Here is a 26704-nt window from a genome sequence, read left to right as displayed (position 1 = left end):
CCGGCCCATGACTGAACTGATACTCCAGGCCCTGTATTCGGGCCTGCTGCAAGGCGGCTCGTACGCGCTGATCGCGCTCGGCCTGGCGCTGGTGTTCGGCACCATGAAAATCATCAACCTCGCGCACGGCGAGCTGGTGCTGCTGGCCGCCTACCTGGCCTACACGGTGGAAGCCAAGGCCGGCCTCGGGCCGGTGTTCGCCATTCCGCTGGCGCTGGTGCTGGTCAGCTTCGCCTCGGTGTGCGTGTACTGGATCGTCAACCGCATCAAGAAGGACCGCGAAATCAACTCGCTGATCCTCACCTACGGCATCGGCGTCATCCTCACCAACGCCATCCTGCTGATCTGGAAGGCCGACATCCGCACCACCAGTTCCAGCTGGCTGCAGGAAGCCTTCGTGGTCGGCCCGCTGTACAGCATGCGCAGCGAATTGATCTTTTTCAGCGTCAGCCTGGCGCTGATGGCGGGCCTGTGGTGGTGGCTCACGCGCAGCTGGTACGGCCGCGCGCTGCGCGCCGTCTCCAGCAACCGCGATGCCGCCAAGCTGATGGGCATCAATCCCGGCAAGGTGGAGCTGGTGTCCTTCATCATTGCCGGCATCCTGGCCGCGTTCGCCGGCGTGGCGCTGTTCAGCTACGGCGTCATCCAGCCCTCCTACGGCAGCGCGCTCACCGTCAAGGCCTTCATCATCACCGTGCTGGCCGGCATAGGCTCGATTCCGGGCGTGCTGCTGGGGGCCGTGCTGCTGGGCGTGTGCGAGGCGCTCACGGTCACGCTGGCCAGCTCCGCGCTGCAGGAACTGGCCGGCATGTCGCTGTTCCTGCTGGTGCTCTTTGTCATGCCCAACGGCCTGTTCGGTGCGGCAAGGAGGCGCGGATGAGGATCAACAGCGGCGTACTGTCCGCGCTCATCCTGGCCTACCTGGTGGTGCCGCTCACGCTGTCCGGCAACCACTACGTGATGAGCACCATCGTGGCCGCGCTGGTGATCGGCGGCGTGGCGCTGTCCTGGGCGCTGCTGGGCAACCTGGGCGGCATGATCAGCTTCGGCCACTCGGCCTTCTTCGGCGTGGGCGCCTATGTGTCCGCGCTGGCCAGCATGCGCCTCGGCGTGCCGGTGCTGCCGGCCATGCTGCTGGGCGGCGCCGGCGCGGCGGCCGCCTCCATCGCCATGCTGCCGGTGCTGCGCCTGCGCGGCCCCTACTTCGCGCTCGCCATCCTGGCCTACGCCCACATTTTCCGCATCATCGCCACCGAATGGACCTCGGTCACGCGCGGCGCGGGCGGGCTGGCCAACATCCCCGTGCTGCCCACGCTGGCCGGCTACGACTTCAGCGGCAAGGCCGGCGCCTACCTCATCATCCTCACCATCGTGGTGGTGTTCGCCTTCATCTACGCCGCCATCCGCGCCAGCCACTACGGCCTGGCCCTGCGCGCCATGCACGACAGCGAAGACGCCACCCGCGTGGTGGGCGTCAACAGCACCCTGCTGAAGGCCGCCATGCTGGTGGTGTCCGCCTTCATGGCCGGCGTGGTGGGCGCCTTTAACGCGCACTACATCAACTTCCTGGAGCCGGACTACGCCTTCCACGGCCTGTGGGTGACACTGCCCATCGTGGCGGCCATCTTCGGCGGCTACCGCACGATAGCCGGCCCCATCGCGGGCGCGGTGTTCGTTTCGCTGGCGGACCAGCTGCTGTTCAAGGAACTGCTGCCCACCGGCCACCAGCTGGTGCTGGGCGTGCTGCTGGTGCTGATGATCGTGCTCAGCCCCAACGGCCTGATGCCGCTGCTGCGCGGATTCGGAAGGAAACGCAACGATGCTTGAACTGGACCAGCTCTCGGTGCGCTTCGGCGGCCTCACCGCCGTCAACGCCGTTTCGCTCAAGATCGCCAGCAGCGACGTGATCGGCCTGGTGGGGCCGAACGGCGCCGGCAAGACCACGCTGTTCAACGCCATTTCCGGCCTGGTGAAGCCGACCGCCGGCGGCATCCGCTTCGAAGGCCGCGACGTGATGCGCGCCCCCATGTACCAGCGCGCCCGCCTCGGCATCGGCCGCACCTTCCAGATTCCGCAGCCCATGCACGAGCTGACGGTGCGCGAAAACCTGGTGGTGGCGCAGCGCTTCGGCACCGGCAAGGTGGACAACGCGCGCATCGACGAGATCCTGGACTTCACCAGCCTGGCCGGCAAGGCCCGGCGCGACGCCGCCACCTGCCTCTCGCTGACCGAGCTGAAAGCGCTGGAAGTGGCCAAGGCGCTGGCCACCAATCCCAAGCTGCTGCTGCTGGACGAAGTGCTGGCCGGGCTGGAGACGAACGGCAAGCGGCGCTTCATGGGCATGCTCAAGGAGATGCACCAGCGCTTCGGCGTGGGCATCGTCATCATCGAACACGACATCGAAACCATCAGCAGCCTGTGCCCGCGCGTGGCGGTGCTCAATTTCGGGGAGCTGATCGCGGACGGCACGCCGGACGAGGTGTTCCGCGATCCGGCCGTCATCAAGAGCTATACCGGAAGCGCGGGCGGAGGCCACCATGCTTGAACTGAACAACGTGCGCGCCGGCTACGGCGCCATCAACGTGCTGTGGGACGTGTCGCTGGCCATGCAGCCGGGCCGGCTCACCACCATCATCGGCCCGAACGGCGCCGGCAAGACCACGCTGCTGCGCGCCATCATGGGCCTGGTGCCGCTGAAACAGGGCGAGATCAAACTGGACGGCAAGCGCCTGGACGGCACGCCCACCTGGGACATGGCCGACCGCAGCCTGGCCATGGTGCCCGAAGGCCGCATGGTGTTCCGCGACATGAGCGTGGAAGAAAACCTCATCGTAGGCGCATTCAACAAGGCGCACCGCGCGCTGGTGAAGACGCGGCTGGAGGCGGCCTACGAGATGTTCCCGCGCCTGCGCGAGCGGCGCGGCCAGCTGGCCGGATCGCTGTCGGGCGGCGAAGCGCAGATGCTGGCCATGGCGCGCGGGCTGATGTCCGATCCCAGGCTGCTGATCGTGGACGAACCCTCGCTGGGCCTGGCGCCGCTGGTGGTGAACGAGCTGTTCGAGATCCTGGCGCGGCTCAAGGCCGAGGGCCGCACCATCATCCTGGTCGAGCAGAACACCGAACGCGCCATCGGCGTGGCGGACCATGTCTATCTGCTGCAAGGCGGCAAAGTGGCCCTTTCGCAGCCTGCCGCAGAGGTCAGCCTGGCCCAATTGCACGACCTGTATTTCAACCACTAGGCCGCCACGACAGGCCAGCCGGGCGACCCGGAATGGCCGCGTGTGGTAAAAGTAGCCATGTGAAAAACAGGAGCAGGCATGAGTACGGGAGACCACGACCAGCGGCGCCACGACCGCCGCCACGGAGACAAACTGGGCACGCCACGTTACCTGGACCCGGGCGACACGGTGTTCAGCCTGTGGGGCCGCATCATCATGGCGCGCTACCGGCGCCTGGCGGCGGCGGCCACGCGCCACATCATCCAGCGTCCGCTGCACATCGGGATATCGGCCCGCATCTTCCATCCCGAGGAAGGCGCCAAGGGGCTGCGCAGCAAGAACCTGCAATACCTGGAAGAGTCCATCGCGCAGTGGGTGATGTCGCGCGACGTGCTGGTGTTCATGATCCCGACCGTGAACACAGACGGCCTGCTGCACCCCTCAAACATCCGCCTGCGCGACTACGCGCGCCACCTGGACGGCCTGGTGCTGCAAGGCGGCGCGGACGTTTCGCCGCAGAGCTACGCCGAAACGCCCACCCGCCCCGAGTGGAGCGGCGACCGCGCGCGCGACATGTATGAACTGGAGCTGCTGCATGAATTCGTTGAAGCGGGCAAGCCGGTACTGGGCATATGCCGCGGCTGCCAGCTGATCAACGTGGCCTTCGGCGGCTCTCTGTACCAGGACATCGCCTCCGACGTGCCGGACGCCGTGGCCCACGTGCACGACGACTACGACCGCCACCGCCACGAGATCGTGTTCCCGGAAGGCTCCTCGCTGGGGCGCATGCTCCGGATGCACAGCGGCCAGGCGCTGGTGAACTCCATCCACCACCAGGCCGTGAAGAACCTGGGCCGCGACATGACGGTGGAAGCGCGCTCCGCGCCGGACGGCATGGTGGAAGCCATCCGCTACACCAAGGCTCCCTTCGTCATGGGCCTGCAGTGGCACCCCGAATTCCACCGCGCCGGCGGCGTCGAACTGCTCGACTGCACGCCCATCCTCGACAACTTCCTGCGCGTGGCGCGCGAGACGCGCTTCTAGGCGCTTCCTTTAGCCCCGGAAACGGTTCACCGCCGCATCCACCACGCCCTCCACGCTGCCGCTTTCGCGGAACTGGTCGCGCAGGTATTGGGCGTCGCTGCCGGTGTGGGTCACCTGGGTCAGGTGGGCCAGGCCGGCGCTGCCGCCCAGCGCTTCCGCGTGCGGCTCCATCTTGCGCAGCGTGGTGAGGATGTCCTCGCGCAGCGACAGGCTTTCATAGGTCTTCGGGTGCACGATGGTGCCGTCCAGGCCGAAGCGGCAGGCCTGGAAGCGGTTGTAGTTGTAGACCAGGTAGTCGTCCTCCTCCGGCGCGGCTTCGTGCCGCTCCAGCAGGTAGCGGCACAGCGCCTGCAGGTACACCGCCAGCGCCGCCGCGCGCTCCACCGTTAGCGGCGTGTCGCACACGCGCAGCTCGATGGTGCCGTATTCCGGCTTGGGACGGATGTCCCAGTAGAAGTCCTTCATGCTCTTGATAACGCCGGTGTGCTCCATCTTGGCGAAGTAGCCGTGCTCGAAGTCGTTCCAGCTCAGCGTAAACGGCGCACGGCCGCTCATGGGGAAAGCGAACACCGAGTTCAGGCGCGCGGAGTTGAACAGCGTATCGCCACCCTGCACGAAGGGCGATGACGCCGACAGCGCGATGAAGTGCGGCACGTAGCGGCTCAGCGAGTGCAGCAGGAACAGCGCGTCGTCGCCGTTGGCGCAGCCGATGTGCACGTGCTGGCCGAAAATGGTGAATTGCTTGGCCAGGTAGCCGTACAGCGCCGACACTTCCTTGAAGCGCGGCTTGGCGAAGATGCGCCGCTCCGACCATTTCTGGAACGGGTGCGTGCCGCCGCCGCAAATGCCGATGTTGAGCTTCTCGCAGGCCTGCACCAGCGTGTCGCGGATCAGCTGCAACTGCGCCACCATCTCGGTGTGGTTGGTGTGCACGTCGGTGTTAATCTCGATCATGCTCTCGGTGATCTCGGGCGTCACATTGCCCGGGAAGGGCTTGCGGTTCAGCAGGTGCAGCAAGTCGGGACTGGACGCGGTCAGGTCGAAGTCCGCATGGCTGATCAGCTGGAGCTCCAGCTCCACGCCCATGGTCAGCGGCTGGGAATTATTGAACGGTTCAAGCGCCATTTATGCCTCCTCTTCTTCCGGCGTTTCATTGGCCCACATCAGCGCGTACTGCGTGAAGATGGGGCCGAGTACTTCCATTAACAGCGTCATCGCGGCCAGTGCGGCCAGCTCGTCTACCAGCACGATGCCCATGCTCTTGGTCTGCTCCAGCAGCAGGATGACGAACACCGACATCGGCGCCAGCGCCACGCCGGTGAGCGCGCCCTTGCGCCAGGTGACGCCGCCGACGTGCGCGAACACCGCCACCGCCACCGTCTTGACGACGAAGCGCGCGAGCAGCAGCACGATGGCCAGGCCGGCGCCGGTGACGACACGGTCCCAGTCCAGCGTGGTGACGGCAAACACGAACAGCAGCACCGTCAGCAGCTCGCCGATGGCGCCGAAATTGCGCTCGGTGCGGCTGAAGGCGATGCGGCGGTGGCGCGCCATCAGGCCGAAGGTCAGCGTGGCCAGCACCGGCGACAGGTTGGCCGCGTGCGTAATGGCCACCAGCAGCACCACGGCCAGCGCGAAAGCGATGGTGCCGTCGCGCGAGACGTGGCCCAGCTGGCGCAGCAGCGCGGGCACCGCCACGCCGAAGACGGCGCCCAGCACGGCCGACGCCAGCAGCTCGATGGCGCTGTGCGATACGGCCTGGCCCAGGCTGCCGGAGGTCTGGAACACCCACACGCCCACGATCACCTTGTACACGAACACGGCCAGCACGCAGTTAATGGCCACCAGGTGCAGCACCCGTTCGGTCACCTGCCCCGCGCTGTTTTGCTCGTTGATCACGCGCAGCACGCCGGCGGGAGAACTGGACATGGCCAGCGACGCCAGCAGCAGCGAAGTCAGCGGCGGCATGCCGGACAGGCTGCCGATGAAATACACGACCGCGAAGGTGGCGGCCGATTCGACCAGTCCGGTGACGGCGATCCACGGATTCAGGCGCAGCCACTTCAGGTTGATGCGGTAGCCGAATTCGAACAGGATGAGGCCGAAGGCCACGTTGGCCAGGATGGTGACGGGGCTGGAACTGTCGCTGGTGTAGAGGTCGGGGAAGGCCTGCGCTACCGCGAAGCCCACCAGGCCGTACACGCTGATGCGCGGTACACCCGACCAGCGGTGCATGATCTCGCCCGCCAGCCAGGCCAGGGCAATTGCAAAAGGCCAGGCCAGTTCGGCCGTGATAACTACTAAATCCGGCATAGATGTTTCCTCCAATGCAAGTACAGCTCGTATTTTATTGCATTACGTTAAATCGCGTCACACCCGAGGCCGGAGTAGAATCATGCACAACCCAACGCAAGAGAAGGAATCCCATGCTGGAACTCATCAGCGAACACGTTTGTTTCGGCGGCGTTCAGCGCTTTTACAAGCACGATAGCAGCGCAATCGGCCTGCCCATGCGCTTCTCCGTTTTCATCCCCGCGCACGCCGGGGCGGACCGGTTGCCGGCGCTGTTCTACCTGGCCGGCCTGACCTGCACCGAAGAGACCTTTCCCGTCAAGGCCGGCGCCCAGCGCGTGGCGGCCGAACTGGGCCTGATCCTGATCGCCCCGGACACCAGCCCGCGCGGCGCCGGCGTGCCGGGCGAAACGGACGCATGGGACTTCGGCGCCGGCGCCGGTTTCTATATCGACGCCACGGAGGCGCCGTGGAGCAAGCACTACCGCATGGAAAGCTATATCCATGAATTGCGGGACCTGGTGACGCAAGAGCTGCCGGTGGATGCCGCCCGTGTGGGCGTGTTCGGCCATTCGATGGGCGGCCACGGCGCGCTGACGCTGGCGCTGAAGCGGCCGGACGTGTTCCGTTCCGTGTCCGCCTTCGCGCCCATCGCCGCGCCCACCCGCTGCCCGTGGGGCAAGAGAGCCTTTGGCGGCTACCTGGGTTCAGACGAAGCGGCCTGGCGCGCGCATGACGCGAGCGAACTGATGGCTGCGGCCAGCACGCCTTTCCCGCAGGGCATCCTGATAGACCAGGGCCTGGGCGACAAGTTCCTGGCCGAGCAGCTGTATCCGGAAGCGTTCGAGGAAGCCTGCCGCAAGGCCGCGCAGCCGCTGCAACTGCGGCGGCATGCGGGATACGACCACGGCTATTATTTCATCGCCAGCTTCATCGAAGACCATTTGCGCTTCCATGCGCGCAATCTGGCGGGTTACGGCTCCGCCTAACCCGCCAACGCGCCCAGCCGCTACAGCTTGATCTCGGTCCCCAGCCGCGCCAGGAACTGGCCCAGCCACTGCGGGTGCGCGGGCCACGCCGGCGCGGTGACGAAGATGCCGTCGGTCACGGCCGAGTCCACCGCAATGTCCGCGTACTCCGCGCCGGCCAGCTTCACCTCCGGCGCGCATGCCGGATAAGCGGAAATCTTCTTGCCCTTGATAACGTCGGCCGCAGCCAGCAGCTGCGCGCCGTGGCACACCGCCGCGATCGGTTTGGACGCCTGGGCGAATTCACGGATGATTTCGAGCACGCGCGGGTTCAGCCGCAGGTACTCCGGCGCGCGGCCGCCAGCGATCACCAGCGCGTCGTACGCACTGACCTTCACGTCGTCGAAATTGGCGTTCAGGGCGAACTGGTGGCCAGGCTTCTCGGTGTAAGTCTGGTCGCCCTCGAAATCGTGGATGGCGGTCTTGACCTTCTCGCCGCTCTTCTTGCCGGGACACACGGCATGCACCGTGTGGCCGACCATCTGCAGTGCCTGGAACGGCACCATGGTTTCGTAATCCTCAGCGAAATCGCCCGTCAATAACAGTATCTGCTTGGCTGCCACGGTCATCTCCCAGTTGGTTGGAAAAGTACGACCTGGCCATGATAGCGTTATTTGACGGACAATGTGATTACTCGTGCAGCACTTTGCGGATAGTTTCCGCCAGGTCCTCCGCCACGAACTTGGCCACGTAGGCATCGGCGCCAACGCCCTTGACGTGGTCCTCGTTGGTCTTGCCGGACAGCGAGGAATGGATCACCACCGGGATCTTGCTGAAGCGCGCGTCCTGCTTGATCAAGCGGGTCAGGGTGAAGCCGTCCATTTCCGGCATTTCCAGGTCGGTCAGCACCAGCGACACGCGGTCCTCCACCGGGATGCCCTCGGCCTTGGCGCCGTCGGCAATGTGCAGCAGGCGCTCCCAGGCTTCCTTGCCGGACTTGGTCATCACGAAAGGCGCGCCCATGGCGGTCAAGCCCTGCTCGATGAGGCTGCGCGCCACCACCGAATCGTCGGCCGCCAGGATGATGGTTCCCGGCTTGAGCAGCAGCTTGGGGCCGATGGTTTCCGGGTCCACGTCTTTGCCATCGGTCGGCACCATCTTGCGCAAGATGGTTTCCACGTCCAGCACTTGCGCCAGGCGGGTATTGTTCACGTCGCCGTCCAGGCGCGCGATGCTGGTCACCATGCCGCCGGCCGTGCTGCCTTCGGCCGACAGCACCTGGCCCCAGTCCAGGCGCACGATCTCGTCCACCGACTCCACGGCGAAAGCCTGCGTGGTGCGGGCGAATTCGGTCACCAGCATGATGTTCAAGCCCGTCTTCGGCGTCACGCCGACGATGCCGGGCAAGTCCATCACGGAAATGATCTGGCCGCGCAGGTTGACCACGCCCAGCATATGCGGCGCGGAACCGGCCACCGCCGTCACTTCCGGCATGGCCACGATCTCGCGGATCTTGAAGACGTTGATGCCGTACAGCTCCGAATGCTCGCCATTGGCGTCGGCGCCGAGCCGGAACAGCAGCAGTTCAAATTTGTTGGAATTGGTTAAGTTACTGCGTTCGTCAATTTCTTGTTGAACTGAATTCATAGGGAATCGTCTCCATCGCAAGGGCTGCGACCAGTATAACGATATTGCCCAGCGTTACGAAACATTTCGCCCGCCGATGTTGCAATTGCGCTTGGGGCATAAAAAAGGAAACCCGCAGGTTTCCTTTTTTTCGAATTCTGGAGCGGGAGAAGAGTCTCGAACTCTCGACCTCAACCTTGGCAAGGTTGCGCTCTACCAACTGAGCTACTCCCGCAGAAGGCAGGATTATGACAGAAAGGTTTGCTATTGACCAGAGCGGCCGCCTATATAATTGCGCAAGTTTAAGAAAAGGATATGCATGGATGCGATAGAAACAGTCCTGGCGATGCTGCTGGCGGTGGTCGGCAGCGCCTACCTGGTGCGCCTGCTGCCGGTGGCCGTGCCGCTGCCGCTGATGCAGATCGCGCTGGGCTTCATCGTCGCAGCCTTTTCGCGCCATGGCATCGCCCTCGAACCGGAATTCTTCTTCCTGCTGTTTCTGCCGCCGCTGCTGTTCCTGGACGGCTGGCGCATTCCCAAGAGCGGCCTGTTGCGCGACCGTGGCGTGATCCTGCAACTGGCGCTGGGCCTGGTGGTGTTCACCGTGCTGGGCATGGGCCTGCTGATCCACTGGATGATACCGGCCATGCCGCTGCCGGTGGCGTTCGCGCTGGCCGCCATCGTCTCGCCCACCGATCCGGTCGCCGTCTCGGCCATCGCCTCGCGCACGCCCATCCCGAAGCGGCTGATGCACATCCTGGAAGGCGAATCGCTGCTGAACGACGCCAGCGGCCTGGTGTGCTTCCGCTTCGCCGTGGCCGCCGCGCTGACCGGCACCTTCTCGCTCACCAGCGCCACCCTCACCTTCCTGTGGCTGGTGGCCGGCGGCGTGGCCATGGGCGTAGGCGTCACCCTGCTCATCACCTGGGTGCAGCGCTGGCTCACGCGCCACTTCGGCGAACCGGCCGGTTCGCCCATCCTGGTCAACCTGCTGATGCCGTTCGGCGCCTACCTGCTGGCCGAACACCTGCATGCCTCCGGCATCCTGGCGGCGGTGGCGGCCGGCGTCACCATGAGCTATGTGGAGCTGGGCGGCCATGCGCTGGCGGCCACCCGCATCCAGCGTTCGGCCGTGTGGGACACGGTGCAGTTCTCGCTGAACGGCGTGATGTTCGTGCTGCTGGGCGAGCAGCTGCCCAGCATACTGACAGGCGCGCGCGCCTCGCTGGAGGAAGTGGGCCACGTCAATCCGTGGTGGCTGGTGCTGTATGCGTTCTCCATCACCGTCGGCCTGATGGTGCTGCGCTTTGCGTGGGTGTGGACGGCGCTCAAGCTCACGCTGTTCCGCAAGAGCCGCATGGGCCACGACGCGCCGCCGCCGCACTGGCGCCTGCTGCTGGCCACCTCGCTGGCCGGCGCGCGCGGCGCCATCACCCTGGCGGGCGTGATGACGCTGCCGCTGGCCATGGGCGACGGCAAGCCCTTCCCGGCGCGCGACCTGACCATTTTCCTGGCCAGCGCGGTGATCCTGCTGTCGCTGCTGGCGGCCAGCATCGGCCTGCCGCGCATCCTGAGCGGGGTGAACTTCCCAGAGGAGTCCGAGGAAAGCCAGGAAGAAGACCGCGCGCGCGAAGTGGCGGCCAACGCGGCCATTGCCGCCATCGAAAAGGCGCAGATCGAGCTGATGTCCACCAGCGTGGACGCGGACCTGTATCCGCAGGCGGCCGGCCGCGTTATTGCGCTGTACAAGCACCGGCTGGTGGAGCACAAGGAAGTGGACGAGGCGCGCCAGTTCCGCAAGCTGGACGCGGCCGAGAAGGCGCTGCGCATGTCGGCGCTGCAGGCCGAGCGCAAGGCCATCTTCAACCTGGCCCGGCACGGCCATATCTCGGACGACATTTCGCGCAAGCTGGTGCGCGAAATCGACCTGAGCGAATCGCGCTTCCGCTAAGCCATGCAGAACCGCCGCGCCATCTACTCCCTGTGCGCCGCCTGGCTGCTGTTCTGGAGCCTGATGGTGACGACCGCCGTGCAGGACGCGCTGCGCGACGGCGAGCACGCGCTGTGGAAGCCTATGCTGTGGGAGCTGTCCTCGGCGGTGGTGGCCACGGTGCTGATGGTGGCCCAGCGCACGCACACGCGGCGCTACGACCACTTGCTTCCCACGCCGCTGCGCTGGGCCGGCGTGCAGCTCTTGTGGGCGCCAGTGTACTGGCTGAGCTTCGTGCCGCTGGCGTTCGGCATCCGGCATGGCGTGTATGCGCTGGCGGGCGAGACCTACGCGCACGAGGCGTGGCCGCAGGTGTTCCTGTATGAGGACGTGAAGATCACGGTGTTCTTCGGCTTGTTCGTGCTGATCCAGTTCGGGCTGCTGTCCTACCGTGCGCTGCTGGAGGAGCGCGTGCGGGCCGCGCAGGCCGCCACGCTGCTGCGCCAGGCGCAGCTGCAGCAGCTGACGCAGCAGATGCAGCCGCACTTCCTGTTCAACGCGCTGAACACGATATCGTCGCTGATGCACACGGACGTGGAGCGCGCCGACGCCACCCTGATGCAGCTGGCCGACGTGCTGCGCGCCACCTTGGACCACTCCGGCCAGCAGCAGGCGCCGCTGGCCACCGAACTGCGCCTGCTGCGCGGCTACGCGCACCTGATGAGCGAGCGCTTCGAAGACAGGGTGAGCATCCGCTGGGACATCGACGAGACGCTGCTGGGCTGCCAGGTACCTCTGATGAGCATGCAGCCGCTGCTGGAGAACGTGTTCAAGCACACTGTCGAACAGCGCCGCCAGCCGACCGCCATCGCCATCAGCGCCCAGCGCGACGGCGCCGACTTGGTGCTGCGCATCGACGACGACAGCGGCACGCTCCGCTGCCCGGCCGGCAGCGCTGTGCTCGGCAACGCAGTGCTCGGCGGCAGCGGCAGCGGCGAGGTTGCTGATTCCGAAGATGCTGGCTGCGGCATCGGCGTGGGCAATTTGCGCGAGCGGCTGGCGGCGCTGCATGGCGACGCGGGCTCGCTGCGGCTGCTGCAGCTGGAACCTGCCGGCGTGCGCGCCGAAGTGAGGCTGCCATGCGCGTGCTGATCGTCGACGACGAACGCCCCGCGCGCGACAAGCTGCGCCGCCTGCTGTCGCAGGAGCCTGACATTGCCGCCATCGAGGAAGCCCGCGACGGCGTGGAAGCGCTGGAACGCGCCGCCGCCTTCGCGCCGGACGCCATCTTCCTCGACATCCAGATGCCCGAAGTCGGCGGCTTCGACGTGGCCGCCTCCCTGCCCGCGCCAGCGCCGCTGATCGTCTTCGTCACCGCCTACGACGAATACGCCATCCGCGCCTTCGACGCCAACGCCATCGACTACCTGCTCAAGCCCTACGACCAGCCCCGCCTGCGACGCGCCCTCCAGCGCCTGCGCGACCGCCTCGCCATCCACCGCGCCGCCCCCGCCGCATCCGCCGCCTTCGCGCCCGCACCAGCCGCCGCGCCATCGGCCGCAGCCCCGTCGGTCGCAGCCCCGTCCGTCGCAGCGCCATCGCCCGCCGCCGCGCTAGCGGCCAGTACGCCTGCAACGCCAGCCGCCCCGCCAGTCCTGCCCGTGCGCCAATTGCTGATCTCCGAGCGCGGCACCACGCGCATCGTAAAGGTGGACGACATCGCCTGGATCGAGACCGCCGACAACTACGTCATCCTGCACACCGCGGCAGGCCAGCCCCTGCTGCGCCAGACACTGGCCGGCCTGCTCGACAAACTCGGCCCCGGCTTCCAGCGCTGCCATCGCCGCGCCGCCGTGCGCCTGACCGCCATCGCCGCCATCGAAGTGGACGACAAGGGCGACGGCGAACTGCTGCTGCACACCGGCGCCCGCGCCCCGCTCAGCCGCCAATACCGCCCCGCCCTCCTCGCCCACCTCGGCGCGCGCGGCTAGCCGTCCCCGGCTCGCCCACCCGGCTCATCCTCGGCTCGCCCCCGGCTCATCCCCGGCTCGTCCTCGGCGCTTCCCCGGCTCGCCCCAAGCTGCCCCCGCTTCGCCCCATTTCGCTGGCCCGCCCGCGCGTGCCGCCATAAGCTTGTCTCCATCGCAACCCGCACCGTGGAGACCACCATGCCGAACACCCGCCTCTATTTTCTCGACTGGATACGCATCTGCGCCTTCTTCCTGCTCATCCTCTACCACACCGGCATGTACTACGTCACGTGGGGCTTCCACATCAAAAGCCCCTTCGCCAGCGACACCATCGAACCGCTGATGATGATGTCCTCGCCCTGGCGCCTGGGCCTGCTGTTCATGGTATCGGGCGTGGCCGCAGCCTTCCTGATGAAGAAACTGAGCACCGCCGCCTTCCTGCGCCAGCGCAGCGCGCGCCTGCTGCTGCCGCTGATCTTCGGCATGCTGGTGGTGGTGCCGCCGCAATCGTATTGCGAAGTCGTCGAGAAAGTGGGCTACGGCGGCAGCTACCTGGACTTCATGAAGCTCTACCTGTCCGCCTACCACGGCTTCTGCAAGGACGCCTCCTGCCTGGACCTGCCCACCTGGAACCACCTCTGGTTCGTGACCTACCTCTGGGTGTACACGCTGCTGCTGGGCGCCATCGCCGCCGCCTTCGGCCCGCAGCTCCAGCGCCTGTCGGACAAGCTGGGCGGCGCGCTCACCGGCTGGAAGCTGGTCGCCATGCCGGCCGCAGTCCTGGCGCTGGCCCGCGTCGCGCTGTACAGCCGCTACCCTTCCACCCACAACCTGGTGGTGGACTGGTACAACCACGCGCAGTACCTGCCGCTGTTCCTGCTGGGCGCACTGCTGGCGCACCAGCGTGCCGTTTGGCAGCGCATGGAAGCGCTGCGCTTTGCGGCGCTGGGCCTGGCGCTCGGCTGCTGGTCCGCACTGATGGCCTACTACGCCCTCACCGACAACATGAACCCCGATGACATCATGCCGCTGATCCAGATCCAGCGCGCGGTCTGGGGCCTGCTGCAATGGAGCGCCATGCTGGCCGTATTCGGCTTCGGCCACCGCCACCTGCAATTCGACAGCGCGAAGCGCCGCTACCTGTCGCAGGCCGTGTTCCCGGTCTACATCGTGCACCAGACCCTGCTCATCGTGTTCGCCCACGTCCTGCAGCCGGCCCGCATGCAGCCAGCCAAGGAAGGCCTGGTATTAGTGCTGCTGACGCTCACCTGCAGCTTCGCCATCTTCGAAGCCGTGCGCCGCGTGCCGCTGCTGCGTGCCTGTTTCGGCATCCATGTCGGCAGCAGCGCCGCGCAGGCTGGCCCACGCGCCGTGCAGGATACGCCGGCGCAGGCGGCCTGACTCAGTATTTCACGAACGTCAGCGTATGCTGCGCGGCACCCGGCAGGAAAGGCGTGGCCTTGCCGCTCACCCAGTCGGCGTGGCCGGCCAGGAAGAATGGCGACAGCGGATGGCCGCTTTGCCCGCCCGGCATATTGAAAATGCCCTGCTCCTCCTTGCCCGGCGAGACCACCATGCGCTCGGACTGACCGAACTTGCGTCCCGCCACGCGCGGCATGTGGCTGTCGCCCGGCAGCTGGTCGGCCGGGGCGGACAGCCAGCGCCGCAGCGCCGGCACCGCCGAGGCGATCGGATGCGCAATCTCCTGGGTGTTGCGCTCGCCCCAGGTGGCCGAGGCCAGCGGCTTGCCGTCCTTGGTCAGCGTGCCCACCGCGCGGTCGATGGCCGCCAGTTGCAGTTCTTTCCAGCTGGCGTATTGCGGCGGCAGCCAGCCGGCCGGCTGCTCGTCCAGCAGGCGCGCCACCACGGCCGGCCAGCGCGACGTGGCTGCCGCCATGTCGGCCTTCTCGGCCAGCTTGCCCATCTCCGCGCTGGCGCCGCCGTACAGCAGTTCGTACAGCGACCACATATAGGAGCGCGCAATCCGGTAGCCGACCGAGTCCACGCTGGCGTGCCCGCTCCAGCTCTTGCGCAGCAGCTCGCGCGCCGCCGCGCGCTGCGCGCCGATTGCGCCCGGCGCCGTGCCCGGTGCCGCCCCGCCTGCCGCCGCCAGCGGCACGGGCACGGCCCCTGCCGCCTCTGCGGCCCCTGCGCGCCCTGCCGCCCCTGCGGCCCCTGCGGCCCTTGCCGCCCCTGCAGCCCCTGCCGCCGGTGCCGCCGGTGCCGCCGGTGCCGCCGGTGCCATTGCGGCAGCGTCGTCCAGCACCGCCAGCGCACGGTCGCGCCAGCCGCGCATGAACAGCGCGCGGTCGTCCAGCGCCACGCTGTACACGCCCTGCTCGTTGGTCTTGGCGCCCAGTGCCGCCACGCTGTCGCGTACCTGGTGGGCGCGCGCGCCGAGGTCGAAGCCGCCGTCGCCCAGCTTGGCCGCGTCCGCGCCCATCAGCTGGCGGCTGTTGGCGGTGGACAGCTGCCCGTCCGCCGGATTGCGCACGGCGGGATAGGCGTCCGGCGCCAGCAGGCCGTCCCAGCCCGCGGTCTGTGTGTCTTCCGCCAGCGGGAAGGTGGACGCGGCACCGGGATGCGTGCGGCGCGGCAGCGGGCCGGCGATAGTCCAGCCGATGTGGCCCTTGCTGTCGCCCGCCACGAAATTCTGCGCCGGCAGTCCGGAACGGTTGGCCACGGCCAGCGCATCGTCCACGGTGGTGGCCATCTCCAGCGCCGCAGCGGCGAGGTTGACCGCGCCCCTGGCGTGCGCCACCCAGTGCACCGCGTAGCTGCGGCCAGCCACTTCGCGCACCGGGCCGAGCGAGGTTTCGCGCACGGTAAACTTGCCGTCCTCGGCGTCCTTGACCAGGATGACTTCCTCGTGCACCGCCGGCGTCTCCCAGCCGGCCGGCGTGCGCAGCTTGCCCGGCTGCGCCGGGTCGGTCGCCAGCGTCACCAGGTCCGCGTAGTCGCCGTAGCTGTTGGTGAAGCCCCAGGCCACATGCCCATTGCTGCCCGCCACCACCAGCGGCACGCCGGGCAGCGTCACGCCGGCCACGCGGCGCGTGGCGCCGTGGCCGTCCGGCACCATCAGCACGGCGCGGTACCAGATGTGCGGCAGCTGGATGCCGAGGTGCATATCGTCCGCGACGATGGCGCCGCCGCCCTGGCTGCGGCTGCCCGCCACGGCCCAGTTGTTGCTGCCCACCATGCCGTGCAATTCCGCACGCTCCAGCGCGGCCACGCGGCTGGAACCCGGCGCGCCCGCCGCCGGCGGCTTGCCCCACCAGGCGGGCGCCTGCGGCGGGAACGGCGTGTCCGGCGCCGGCACGGAGGCCGCGTCCAGCGGCGCGTCCCACTGGCTGGCTTCAGGCAGCAGCACGGCCAGCTGCTCGGGCGTGGCGTTGTCCTTCAGCCAGCCGCGCGCCAGTTCGCGCGCCTCCAGCCCGCCCTGCAGGTCGAAATACATGGCCCAGAACACCAGCAGCGAATCGGCCGCGCTCCAGGCGCGCGGGCCGACCCGGATCAGCGCGTATTCGAACGGCCGCGTGCCCAGGTTGTTCAAGCCGTCGTTCACGCCCGCCACGTAGCGCTCCAGCAGCGCGCGGTCGCCCTGCGGCATGGCTTGCAGGGCCGCTTCGGCGCGGGCGCGGAAGCGATGGAGGCGGTGCTCGCGGTCCAGCGGCAGCGCGCGCGGGCCGAACAATTCGGCCAGTTCGCCTGCCGCCACGCGACGCAGCAGATCCATCTGGAAGTAGCGGTCCTGCGCGTGGGCGAAGCCGGTTGCGTAGGCCACGTCCTTGCGGTCGGTGCCGGTAATGGTGGGCACGCCCTGGGAATCGCGGGCGATGCTGGCCGAGCCGGTCATGCCCGCCACGCTACGCCGGCCGTCCAGCTGCGCCAGGCTGCCGCGCAGGAAGAACCACAGGCCCAGTCCCAGCAGCGCCACCAACAGCAGCAGCGCCAGCACGATGCGCTTGATCCACTGTCCCAGTCCCGCTTTCCGCATACCTTCTCCCATCATTAATCTCATAGGAATATTGCCAGAAGTCCAACTGGAATGGGGTGACTAATTTGTAACGCCGGCGGCGACGTCAAGGCTGAGCCGTTGCCGCGCTGCCGCGCATCAGGGCCTGGTAGCGGAACGCTTCCCGCAGCGCCGCGCGCAAGCCTTCCTCGTCCCACGGCTTGGTGAAGAAGCGGTAGATCTCGCCGGTGTTGATGGCGCTGATCACCATCTCCAGTTCCGCATAGCCGGACAGGATGATGCGCACCGTGTCCGGATAGAGCTGCTTCACGCGCCGCAGGAATTCCGTGCCGTTCATTTCCGGCATGCGCTGATCGCTGATGATGACCTGCACCGGGTGCAGCGCCAGCAGGTCGAACGCGGCGCGCGCCGACTCCGCCGTCAGGATGGTGTAGCCGTCCACCCGCAGCATGCGCTTCAGCGAGGCCAGCACGTGGGGCTCGTCGTCCAGCAGCAGCAAGGTGCGCTGGGCGGGGTCCTGCGCGCCGGGCAGCGCCAGCCGCCGCCCGCTCTGCAGCAGCGCGGTGAAAGCCTCGCTGTCCAGCGGCCGGCTGAAATGGTAGCCCTGGATCTCGTCGCAGCCGCAGCTGCGCAGGTAAGCCAGCTGCGGCTCGGTCTCCACGCCTTCGGCAATGATGCTGAAGCCCAGGCTGTGGCCCAGCGCGATCACCGAGCGCACGATGGCCGTCACGCTGGGCTGGTCCAGCATCTCGCGCACGAAGGACTGGTCTATCTTCAAATGGCTCAGCGGCAGCAGCTTGAGCGAGGACAGGTTGGAATAGCCGGTGCCGAAATCGTCGATCGACAGCGCGATGCCCAGCCCCTTGAGCCGCGTGACCGTGGCCAGCACCTCGCCGATGTTGTGCATCATCATGCTCTCGGTCAGCTCCAGCTCCAGGTATTGCGGCGCCAGCCCGGTGTCGCGCAGCGCGGCCTCGATGTCGTCGGCCAGGCCGGGATCGCGGAACTGGCGCGCCGACACGTTGACCGCCACCCGCAGCGGCGCCAGCCCGGCCTGCTGCCAGGCGCGCGCCTGCGCGCAGGCGGTGCGTATCACCCAGCGGCCGATCTCGACGATCTGCCCGGTATCCTCGGCCACGCCGATGAAGCGGTCCGGCGACACCATGCCCAGCTTGGGATGCGGCCAGCGCAGCAGCGCCTCCATGCCGCTCAGCTCCCCCGTCTCCAGGCTCACCTTGGGCTGGTAGTACAGCCGCAGTTCCTGGCGCGGCAGCGCGTAGCGCAGCTCGGTCTCGATGGCGGCGCGCTCGGCCACCCGCGCCTGCATGGCCGCTTCGTAGAACTGCGCCTGGTTGCGCCCGGTTTCCTTGGCGCGGTACATGGCGATGTCGGCATGCTTGAGCAGCACATCGCCGTCCGCGCCGTCGGCCGGAAAGACGCTCACGCCCACGCTGCAGGTGATGGCCACCTCGGCCTCGCCCAGCATCACGGGCGCGGACACGCCTTCCAGCACGTTCTGCAGCAGCCCTTGCGGCAGCGCCGCCTCGCTGCCGCCCAACAGCAGCAGCATGAACTCGTCGCCGCCGAGGCGCGCCACCGTGTCGCTGGCCCGCACGCAGGCGCGCAAGCGCGCGGCCACGGTGCGCAGCAGCTCGTCGCCGGCCTGGTGGCCCAGGCTGTCGTTGACCAGCTTGAAATTGTCCAGGTCTATGAACACCACCCAGACCGCGTGGTTGTAGCGGCGCGCGTAGCTCAGCGCCTGCTCCAGCCGGTCGCTGAACAGGTGACGGTTGGGCAGCTGGGTCAGCGCGTCATGGTTGGCCTGGTGTTCGAGCTGCGCCTGGTAATCCATCACCTCGGTCATGTCGCTCAGCACGCAGACGTGGTGACTGGCCTCCTCGCTGCGCACCGGCGCCACGTGCAGCTGGCACCAGTACGGCGTACCGTCGCGGTGGCGGCACTGCAGCAGCCGCGTGACGTCGCTGCGTGCGTGCAGCGCCGCGTGCAGCGCTTCGCGCCCTTCCGCGTCGCCGTCGCAGCCCAGCAGCGGCTCCAGCGGCTGCCCCTGCACCGCCTCGGGCGCGTGGCCGGTAAGCTGGCCGAAGGCCTGGTTGGCGTACTCGATGACACTGCCGTCCGGCCCCTGGCCGGTGATGACGATGGCGCTGACGCTGGCCTCCAGCGCCCGCCCGCGCAGCGCCAGCGTCTGCTCCACCTGCTTGCGCTGGCTGATGTCCTCGATGGTGCCCAGCACGCCGATGATGCGGCCCTGCGCGTCATGCAGCGGCAGCTTGTTGATGAGGAACCAGTGCATGCTGCCGTCGGCGAACAGCATGTAGTCTTCCTGGTTCAGGTTGGCCAGGCCGGTGTCGATGATGGTGCGGTCGTCCGCCATGATGCGCGCGGCGTTCACCGCCCACGGGAGATCCGCGTCGCGCTTGCCGCCGATGAAGGCAGGCCCGCCCACGCCGGCCGCGCGCGCAAAGCTCTCGTTGCAGCCCCGGTACACCGAGTCCAGGTCCTTCCAGAATATCTGGTGCGGAATGTGGTTGATGACCAGCTGCTGCATCTCCTGCGAGGCGTGCAGCGCCTCTTCCATGCGCAGCTTGTCGGTCACGTCGTGCGCGAACACCAGCCGCGCCGGCCGGCCCGCCAGCGTGATCGAATGCGAAGAGATGTCCACCGTGATCAGCGTGCCGTCCTTCTTGCGGTGCACCCAGTAGCCGGCGCGCTGCGCGCCCTTTGCCGGCGTGGCGGCCAGGTCCGCCTCCAGCCGGCCCAGGTCGCGCTCCGGGCGGATGTCCCGTATCGTCATGTCCAGGAATTCGGCCTCGGTGTAGCCGTAATGGTGGACGGCGGCGGCATTCACCACCAGGAAGCGCAGCGTGACGAGATCGTACGCCCACATGGGATGCGGATGGGCTTCGAACAGGCGCTTGAAGCGCAGCCGCGAGCCATAGGAATCGAACTCGCCCAGTTCGTAGTGCAGCAGCAGATAGGTTTCCGGACTGTCCGCCGAGGCGGGCTGGTGTTCGATCAGCAGCGCCACCGGCTTGGCCTCGCCGTCCTTCTCGGCCAGCTCCATCTCGCCGCGCCAGTTGCCGCACGCGCGCGCCGTGGACAAGCCCTCGCTGCGCACGATGCTGCCGGCCCAGGGCGCATACAGCGCCGCCACCGGCATGCCCGGCCGCACCTCGTCCGACTGCGCGGCGGCGGAACGGTTCAAGGCCAGCACGCGGCCTTGCGCATCGGCCAGCACGGCCATGTGCGCGCGTGCGCCGAACAGGCGGTTGAAGCCTGCCAGCCTGTCGTCTCCATTGGGCGGCGCTTGTTCAGTAAGGACGCGGTCGGTGTGCATCGGGGCATCTGGTATTCCGGAAGTCAGCCCCATTCTAGACGAACGCCCGCGCCCATGGCACACATACCGTACAGTGCAGAGCTAACTTGCACACTGCTAGCTAGCGGTGGCAAGCCGCCGCTAGGGCTGCGGCCAGGCGCCCGTGCGCAGCGCCGCCGGTGAGGCGCCGTTGTCCTGGGCAAGCCAGCGCAGCGGCAGCGCGCCGGCGCGCCGGATGATGCGCTGCGGCGTAAAGCGCCACAGCCGCTGCGCCCCTTCGAACGCCACCAGGCCGGCCTCGGCCGCCGCGCCCTCCAGCAGCGCGGCCGCGCCGCTCATCTGCAGCAGCCCGCCGCTGGCAAAGTCCACGAACACCAGCCCGGCGCGCGGATTGAGCGCGATATTGCCCAGCGTGTTGAAGAACATATTGCCCTGGAAGTCAGGAATGGTCAGCGAGCCGTCCGCGTCCAGCCGCACGAAGCCGGGGCGGCCGCCCCGGTGCGACACATCCACCTGGCGCGTGCCGTCCGCCAGGTCCACGTAGGTGGCCACGTAAAAGGAATCGGCGCCGGCGATGAGGGCGCGCGCCGCATCGTCCAGCCGCGCCAGCTCGGCCGGCGCGGCGGGCGCCTGCTCAACAAAGACATAGTCGCGCAGCTGGATATATTGCGGGCAGTTGCCGAACGACTGCAGCACATCGATCTCGAAGCCGTCGCCGCCGCTGCGCCGCAGCGTGCCGTTCATGCGGTTGCGGCGGCGCGTGTGCAGTTCGATGCCGAGCAGGCCGATCGCGTCGCCCTGCTCCATGCCGGCATCGGCCGGGTCCTGCGGCACGCGCGGCAACGCCGCCTGCAGGCGCTGCGGATCGGGCGAATGGAGAAAGCCGGGACGGCCGGCGCGCAGCGTGGCCCATGCGTCGCCGGCAGGGTCCACCGCGCCCAGCACCACAAAAGGCAGCTGCGCGAAAAACTCGCGGTGCTGGTCCGGCATGTAGCCGCGCACCACCTTGCGGCCCAGCGCGTCCATGCGCTCGGCCATGCCCACCGTGCGCTGCAGGGCCACCTCGCCCGCGTGCCAGGGCGAGGCTGCGTCGCTTACCGAGCCGTCCATGGCAAGCTCCTTACGCGGCCAGGCCGGCCGGGGTGGACGCCATGGGCACGAAGCCCGGCAGCGCCTCCACCCGGCGCAGCCACGCGTTCACGTTCGGATAGCCCGACAGGTCCACGCCGCCTTCCGGCGCGCGGGCAATGTAGGCGTACAGCGCCACGTCGGCAATGGTGGGGGTCGCGGCGCCGGTGGCGAGCCAGCTTTGTCCGGCCAGCTGGCCGTCGATCAGTCCCAGGATGCGGTGCGCGCGCGCCACCACCTCGGCCGGGTCGGCCGCGCGGCCGAACAGCGCCACGGCGCGCGCGGCAGCCGGACCGTAGGCGATTTCCCCCGCCGCCACCGACAGCCAGCGCTGCACGGCGGCGGCCGAGCGCGCGTCTTCGGGCAGCCAGTCCGTGCGCCCCTCGCGCTTGGCCAGGTAGACCAGGATGGCGTTCGAATCGCTGACCACCGTGCCGCCGTCGTCCAGCACCGGCAGCTGGCCGAAACTGTTCAGCGCCAGGAACTCCGGCGTCTTGTGCTCGCCCTTGAAGATGTTGACCTCAACCACTTCGTGCTGCAGCCCCAGCAGGGACAGGAACAGGCGGACGCGGTGCACGTGGCCGGAGAGCAGGTGGGAATACAGTTTCATGGGGGGTCCTCGTGGTCGGTTTATTTAACTACAACACCGACAGTGTGAATTATTTCACCGACAAGGAGAACCATCACCAAAACCAATTCAGCATTCCATTTTATGGAATAGTAGGCAAGACTTCGAACAGCAGGAACAGCATGGTCTGGCTTTTGTCGAAATTGTCGTCGGCGACGATCACCAGGCTATCGTGGCCGTTCGGCAGTTTGGGGCCGAAGCTCATGGCCTCCATGTTATCGAGCTGGATGCCGAGCGTGTTCAGGTCCAGCACCAGGCGCTTGGCGGCAGGACGGTAGCTCGCGCCGGCCAGCGCCGCCACGCCGCGCATGTCGCTTGGGCCGCCCGCGGCCGTGTCCATTTCATACAGGCGGATATAGCTCTTGTAGGCGCCGGCCGCGTCCTGCACGGCGGAGCGCTCCAGCACCAGCAAGGCGTGCTGGTTGACGGCAAGGATTTCGGAGATGCCGTTGTCGGCGTTCTTGCCGGGGCCGGGCGTGCCGGGGATGGGGTCCATCTGGTAGGCGTACTGCGCCAGCATGCGGCCCTCGCGGTCCATGCGGGTGATGCGCGACACGCCGCCGGCCGTGGGCGTAGGCAGGGGGCCGTCCTGGTACAGCGGCGCTTCCATCGACACCCACATCGAGCGGCCGTCCGGCGCGAAGCTCAGGCCTTCGAAGGCCAGGTTGTCGCGCGTGCCCTTCTGTTCTACCGAGACGCGGAACATCTCGGGCAGCTGCGCTTCGCCCAGATAGCTGCCATCGCCCCGCGCGTGGCGCACGAAGGGATCGAAGCCGCGCTTGCGGTCCCCTTCGCTGGTGTACCAGATGCTGCCGTCCAGCGGGTCGATGCGCAGCGCTTCGATGTCCGGCACGTCGCCGCTCTTCCTGACGTCATACTCTTTCACGCCGGGATAGGTGGTGCCGTCGGCCTGTTTGAAGCTGTCCACGCCGGTGAGCGTGACGCTGCGGAAGGCGCTGCCGTCGTAGTCCATGCGCGCGGTGTAGAAACGCGCCGGGCTATGTGCGCTGCGGTCGTCGCTGGCCATCAGCCAGTTGCCGCTGGCGGCATCGTAGTCCACGCCGGACAGGCCGCCCACCATGGTGCCCTTGTAGGCCAGCCGGAGCGGGATGCGCTGCTCGCCGATAAAGCGCAGTGCGGCGACAGTACGTTCGGATGGCGCGGCCGCAGCCGGCAAGGTGGACAGCAAGCTTGCCGCGCACAGTGCTGCGGCCAGGAGTCGATTCATGATAACGGATTCAGGGCGGAAAACCCGTCATTATGCCGCATATGCCGCACGTGCCGCAGCTTAGGCCGTATGCAGCCTCTTATGCATATTGCGCAGCGCCAGCCACACGCCGGCCACCACCACCGGCACCATCACGCCGATCACCACTTCCGGATTGCCGACCAGTCCCAGCACCTTGGCCGCCTTGGTGGAATAACCCACCAGGCCCACCACGTAGTAGGAAATGGCCGCCACCGACAGGCCTTCAACCGCCTGCTGCAGGCGCAACTGCTGCGCCGCGCGCGCGTTCATCGACTGCAGGATCTTGCGGTTCTGCTGTTCCTGGATGATGCCCACCCGGGTGCGCAGCAAGTCGTTGGTGTTGGCCACGCGCCGCGCCAGCGCTTCCTGGCGCGCCGCCAGCGCTTCGCAGGTGTTCATGGCCGGCGTGAGGCGCCGGTCCATGAATTCGCCCACATTGGGGATGCCTTCGATGCGCACCTCGCGCAGCTCCTCGATACGCGCGTTCACCAGCCTGAAATACGCTTTCGAGGCCGAGAAGCGGTAGCTGGTTTCCAGCGACAGCTTTTCAATGCGCGCAGCCAGGCGCGTGATTTCGCCCAGCAGCGCCTGTTCGGTGGCGCCGTCCACGCTGCCGCCGTCGGCCTGCGCCGCGTCGGTCTGCACCATGGCGCCGGCCAGCTTCACCAGCTCGGCCTCGATGGCGTTCAGCGCCGGCGCGGCCTGCTGCGCCTGCGGCAGGCCAAGCAGCGCCATCATGCGGTAGGTTTCAATCTCCAGCACGCGCTGCACCAGGCGCCCGGCCTGCTGGGCGCGCATGCCCACGTCGCGGATGATGAAGCGGCTGAAGCCGTCGGACTGGATGGTGAAGTCGGTGAACAGCTCGCCGCCCTGCATCACCTGGCTGCCCGCCAGCGTGGTGCCTTCGAACACGCGCTGCAGCACCTCGGCCGAGGCCGGGCCGCGCTCCAGCACCACGTGCGCGGCCACCATCAGGCGGCCCTGCAGCGTGAGCAGCCATTCCTGCGGCAGGTGGGTAACCGGCATCTGCTCGAAAGCCTGCTCGGTGGGCACCTCGGCCGCCGGGCGGCCGGCGAAGGTATAGGTGGAAAACTCGGTGTGGCATTCCCACTTCAGGCGGAATCGGCCGAAGTCGTGGTAGAAGTATTTGGCGTCGCTGGCCGGCGCGGACACGCCGAAATGCTTGCACAGCGCGCCCAGCGTGGCGTGGTGGCTGTGGCCCAGCGGCGCGCCGGCGCCGTTGTCGGGATTGCGGTAGACGGCAAAATGGGAAATCAGTTCGGGTGCGTCCAGCTTCAGGAAGGGACGCGAATGAATCTCGGCCGCGAGCGGCACGCGCAACGAATGGTTCAGGCTTGAAAACACAATGCTCATGCTGGAATTTCCTTGGCAGCGGTACGGACGGCGCGCAACAGCAAATCGGCGCCGGGCGATAACAGATGGTCCTGCTGGCGGATGATGCCGAATGCGTCCATTTTACATGGCAAGTCGATCGGCAGGATGCTGAGGATATTCAGGTCGGCGTAGTAGCGCGCCACTTCCAGCGGCATCACGTGCAGGAAATCGGTCTGCTGCAGCAGCGGCGCCACCAGCAGCATGGCGGTGGTGTCGACCACGTTGGACGGCGGTTCCAGGCCGGCGCGGCGGAACATCATGTCGCAGCGGTGGCGCAGGATGCTGCCGGGCGGCGGCAATATCCACGGCTGGCCGGCGATGTCCGACAGCTGCAGGTTTTCCACGCCCATCAGCGGATGGCCGGGGCGGCCCACGGCGCACGCCGGTTCCTCGGTCAGCTCCTCGTAGATCAGGCCCGAGGTGCCGTCCCGCTCCAGGATGCGGCCTATCATGAAGTCCAGGTTGCCGCGCTGTAGCATGTCCAGCAGCACGTTGCTCGGTTCGAGCTTGACGCCGATGCGCAGCAGCGGCGCGTGTTCCTTCACGCGCGCGATGGCCTTGGGCAGCAGGGACATGGCCGGCGTCATGATCACGCCCACCTCCACCTGCCCCACCAGCCCGGCCTTGAGCGCCACCACGTCGTCGTGCGCCAGCGACAGGCTGGTGAGCGCCATGCGCGCGTGGCGTATCATGGTTTCGCCGTAGATGGTCGGCTCCATGCCGCGCGGCAGGCGCTCGAACAGGCGCACGTCCAGCATCTCTTCCAGATCCTTGATCTGCTTGGACGCGGCGGGCTGCGTCATGTGCAGCGCTTCGGCCGCGCGGTGGATGTTGCGGTGTTCGTCCAGCGCGATCAGCAGCAGCAGCTGGCGGGTCTTCAGACGGGCACGTAAAAACCAGTTCGGGTTGAGGGTATCCATCTGTAAATCATATCATTGCCGATATCGGTACGGCGCAATATCGGCGATATGGATATCAGCCTTGACAGCCGGGGCTGGGGTTCGCGGCCGGGCCTTCGTCGGTCTGCGGAATGAAGCGGATGGTGCCGTCCGGGTTGTAGTGCAGCTCCTCCACGGCCGCCGAGCGGCGGAACTCGCCGCCGGTGGGCAGCTTGTCGTTGTGGTAGAAGATGTAGGACTTGCCGTTGTGCTCAATGATGGCGTGGTGGATGGTTTTCACCACCGCGTTCTTCTTCATGATCACGCCGCGGTAGGTCCACGGCCCGGTGGCGCTCGGGCCGGTGGAATACGCCGTCTCCTCCGGGAACTCGCGCGACCAGGACAGGTAGTACGTGCCCTTGTGCTTGTGCAGATAGGTCGCTTCGGTGAAGTGCGGCACGGCCACGGTGTGGATAGGACCGTCCGCCTCGATCATGTTCTTCTTCAGCTTCACGTACTTCATCACCTGGTTGCCCCAGTACAGATAGGCCTGGCCGTCGTCGTCGATAAAGACGGCGGGGTCGATATCGTCCCACGAGATATCGGTTTCCCTGGTCATGTCGTTGGTGATGATGGCGCTGCCGCGCGCGTCCTTGAACGGCCCGGTCGGGCTGTCCGACACCGCCACGCCGATGGCCTTGCCCGGAATGGTCTTGTGCTCGACGGTGGAATAGAAGTAGTACTTGCCGTCGCGCTTGGTGATGTCGGCGGCCCAGGCGTCCTTCTTCGCCCACGCGAAGGTCTGCACGTTCAGCGGCGAGCCGTGCGCCTTCCAGTTCTTCATGTCGCAGCTGGAGTAGACCAGCCATTCCTTCATCAGGTAATCCTTGCCGTTTTCCTCGGCCTCGTCGCGGCCCACGTACAGATAGACGCGGCCCTTGTCGCTCAGCGCGGCCGGGTCGGCGGTGAATTTATCCTTGAACAGCGGATTGGCGGCATGCGCGTGCGCAGCCGCGGCCAGGGTGATGGCGCAGGCCAGCAGGGACTTCTTGAACATGACTTCTC

Annotated in this window: 22 protein-coding genes and 1 tRNA gene; 10 read left to right on the top strand and 13 right to left on the bottom strand. The window is 67.4% G+C overall.

All coding sequences use genetic code 11. The annotated features are described in order from the left end of the window. Positions 1-7 precede the first annotated feature (7 nt). From ACFJI2_RS07965 to ACFJI2_RS07945, 5 genes are all read left to right on the top strand, one after another. A complete protein-coding gene (locus tag ACFJI2_RS07965) occupies positions 8-880 on the top strand; it encodes a branched-chain amino acid ABC transporter permease (protein WP_377704515.1) in 873 nt (290 codons plus the stop codon). After that, the gene (locus ACFJI2_RS07960) at positions 877-1827 is read left to right on the top strand and encodes a branched-chain amino acid ABC transporter permease (RefSeq protein ID WP_377704514.1); all 951 of its coding nucleotides are present in this window, start codon (positions 877-879) and stop codon (positions 1825-1827) included. The genes ACFJI2_RS07965 and ACFJI2_RS07960 overlap by 4 nt, the downstream gene beginning before the upstream one ends. Beyond that, the gene (locus ACFJI2_RS07955; RefSeq protein WP_377704513.1) at positions 1820-2545 is read left to right on the top strand and encodes an ABC transporter ATP-binding protein; all 726 of its coding nucleotides are present in this window, start codon (positions 1820-1822) and stop codon (positions 2543-2545) included. The genes ACFJI2_RS07960 and ACFJI2_RS07955 overlap by 8 nt, the downstream gene beginning before the upstream one ends. Further along, a complete protein-coding gene (locus tag ACFJI2_RS07950) occupies positions 2538-3239 on the top strand; it encodes an ABC transporter ATP-binding protein (protein WP_377704512.1) in 702 nt (233 codons plus the stop codon). The genes ACFJI2_RS07955 and ACFJI2_RS07950 overlap by 8 nt, the downstream gene beginning before the upstream one ends. 78 nt (positions 3240-3317) lie before the next feature. Further along, the gene (locus ACFJI2_RS07945) at positions 3318-4262 is read left to right on the top strand and encodes a gamma-glutamyl-gamma-aminobutyrate hydrolase family protein (RefSeq protein WP_377704511.1); all 945 of its coding nucleotides are present in this window, start codon (positions 3318-3320) and stop codon (positions 4260-4262) included. Positions 4263-4271: 9 nt separating this feature from the next. Here the strand turns inward: ACFJI2_RS07945 and ACFJI2_RS07940 are convergent, their stop codons facing one another. Both ACFJI2_RS07940 and ACFJI2_RS07935 read right to left on the bottom strand, forming a co-directional pair. Next, positions 4272-5387, bottom strand: a complete 1116-nt coding sequence (locus tag ACFJI2_RS07940) for a YbdK family carboxylate-amine ligase (protein ID WP_107871920.1) — start codon at positions 5385-5387, stop codon at positions 4272-4274. Further along, positions 5388-6575: a cation:proton antiporter gene (locus ACFJI2_RS07935; RefSeq protein WP_377704510.1), complete on the bottom strand. Its 1188-nt coding sequence runs from the start codon at positions 6573-6575 to the stop codon at positions 5388-5390. 113 nt (positions 6576-6688) lie between these two features. Between ACFJI2_RS07935 and fghA the strand changes: the two genes are divergently transcribed. Continuing rightward, a complete protein-coding gene (gene fghA, locus ACFJI2_RS07930; protein WP_377704509.1) occupies positions 6689-7543 on the top strand; it encodes an S-formylglutathione hydrolase in 855 nt (284 codons plus the stop codon). Positions 7544-7563: 20 nt separating this feature from the next. On the opposite strand, the gene ACFJI2_RS07925 is transcribed toward fghA, so the two are convergent. The 3 genes from ACFJI2_RS07925 to ACFJI2_RS07915 all read right to left on the bottom strand — a co-directional run bounded on the left by ACFJI2_RS07925 (position 7564) and on the right by ACFJI2_RS07915 (position 9383). Beyond that, on the bottom strand, positions 7564-8145 hold the full coding sequence (locus tag ACFJI2_RS07925) for a DJ-1/PfpI family protein (RefSeq protein WP_107872431.1): 582 nt from the start codon (positions 8143-8145) through the stop codon (positions 7564-7566). 67 nt (positions 8146-8212) lie between these two features. After that, complete coding sequence (locus ACFJI2_RS07920; RefSeq protein ID WP_377704508.1) at positions 8213-9169, bottom strand: chemotaxis protein; 957 nt, start codon at positions 9167-9169, stop codon at positions 8213-8215. A 138-nt stretch (positions 9170-9307) separates the two neighbouring features. Continuing rightward, positions 9308-9383 (bottom strand) — tRNA-Gly (locus ACFJI2_RS07915). An 84-nt stretch (positions 9384-9467) separates the two neighbouring features. Between ACFJI2_RS07915 and ACFJI2_RS07910 the strand changes: the two genes are divergently transcribed. The 4 genes from ACFJI2_RS07910 to ACFJI2_RS07895 all read left to right on the top strand — a co-directional run bounded on the left by ACFJI2_RS07910 (position 9468) and on the right by ACFJI2_RS07895 (position 14449). Further along, positions 9468-11099, top strand: coding sequence for a Na+/H+ antiporter (locus ACFJI2_RS07910; RefSeq protein ID WP_377704507.1), 1632 nt, complete (start codon positions 9468-9470; stop codon positions 11097-11099). Positions 11100-11102: 3 nt separating this feature from the next. Continuing rightward, on the top strand, positions 11103-12230 hold the full coding sequence (locus ACFJI2_RS07905) for a sensor histidine kinase (RefSeq protein ID WP_377704506.1): 1128 nt from the start codon (positions 11103-11105) through the stop codon (positions 12228-12230). After that, on the top strand, positions 12218-13069 hold the full coding sequence (locus ACFJI2_RS07900; RefSeq protein ID WP_377704505.1) for a LytR/AlgR family response regulator transcription factor: 852 nt from the start codon (positions 12218-12220) through the stop codon (positions 13067-13069). Before ACFJI2_RS07905 ends, ACFJI2_RS07900 begins: the two co-directional genes overlap by 13 nt. 177 nt (positions 13070-13246) lie before the next feature. Next, positions 13247-14449: an acyltransferase family protein gene (locus ACFJI2_RS07895; protein ID WP_377704504.1), complete on the top strand. Its 1203-nt coding sequence runs from the start codon at positions 13247-13249 to the stop codon at positions 14447-14449. Position 14450: 1 nt separating this feature from the next. Here the strand turns inward: ACFJI2_RS07895 and ACFJI2_RS07890 are convergent, their stop codons facing one another. From ACFJI2_RS07890 to ACFJI2_RS07855, 8 genes are all read right to left on the bottom strand, one after another. Continuing rightward, on the bottom strand, positions 14451-17045 hold the full coding sequence (locus tag ACFJI2_RS07890) for a penicillin acylase family protein (RefSeq protein ID WP_377704503.1): 2595 nt from the start codon (positions 17043-17045) through the stop codon (positions 14451-14453). Positions 17046-17130: 85 nt separating this feature from the next. Further along, entirely contained in the window at positions 17131-20382 is a 3252-nt protein-coding gene (locus ACFJI2_RS07885; RefSeq protein ID WP_377704502.1) for an EAL domain-containing protein, read from the bottom strand. Positions 20383-20502: 120 nt separating this feature from the next. Further along, on the bottom strand, positions 20503-21471 hold the full coding sequence (locus ACFJI2_RS07880) for a pyridoxamine 5'-phosphate oxidase family protein (RefSeq protein WP_377704501.1): 969 nt from the start codon (positions 21469-21471) through the stop codon (positions 20503-20505). Positions 21472-21481: 10 nt separating this feature from the next. After that, the gene (locus ACFJI2_RS07875; RefSeq protein ID WP_377704500.1) at positions 21482-22099 is read right to left on the bottom strand and encodes a glutathione S-transferase family protein; all 618 of its coding nucleotides are present in this window, start codon (positions 22097-22099) and stop codon (positions 21482-21484) included. A 100-nt stretch (positions 22100-22199) separates the two neighbouring features. Further along, positions 22200-23345, bottom strand: coding sequence for an esterase-like activity of phytase family protein (locus ACFJI2_RS07870; protein ID WP_377704499.1), 1146 nt, complete (start codon positions 23343-23345; stop codon positions 22200-22202). 60 nt (positions 23346-23405) lie between these two features. Continuing rightward, positions 23406-24740 (bottom strand): DUF3422 family protein, encoded by a 1335-nt coding sequence (locus ACFJI2_RS07865; RefSeq protein WP_377704498.1) that lies wholly within the window; start codon positions 24738-24740, stop codon positions 23406-23408. Then, positions 24737-25681: a LysR family transcriptional regulator gene (locus ACFJI2_RS07860; RefSeq protein WP_107980078.1), complete on the bottom strand. Its 945-nt coding sequence runs from the start codon at positions 25679-25681 to the stop codon at positions 24737-24739. Before ACFJI2_RS07860 ends, ACFJI2_RS07865 begins: the two co-directional genes overlap by 4 nt. Before the next feature lie 55 nt (positions 25682-25736). Then, complete coding sequence (locus tag ACFJI2_RS07855) at positions 25737-26696, bottom strand: glycoside hydrolase family 43 protein (protein WP_028833882.1); 960 nt, start codon at positions 26694-26696, stop codon at positions 25737-25739. Positions 26697-26704 lie beyond the last annotated feature (8 nt).

This window comes from Pseudoduganella sp. UC29_71, from assembly GCF_042693265.1.
In the GTDB taxonomy this organism is placed as follows: Bacteria; Pseudomonadota; Gammaproteobacteria; order Burkholderiales; family Burkholderiaceae_D; genus Rugamonas.
Note: the sequence above shows the minus strand (reverse complement) of the source record. Positions and strands in the feature narration are given on the sequence as shown.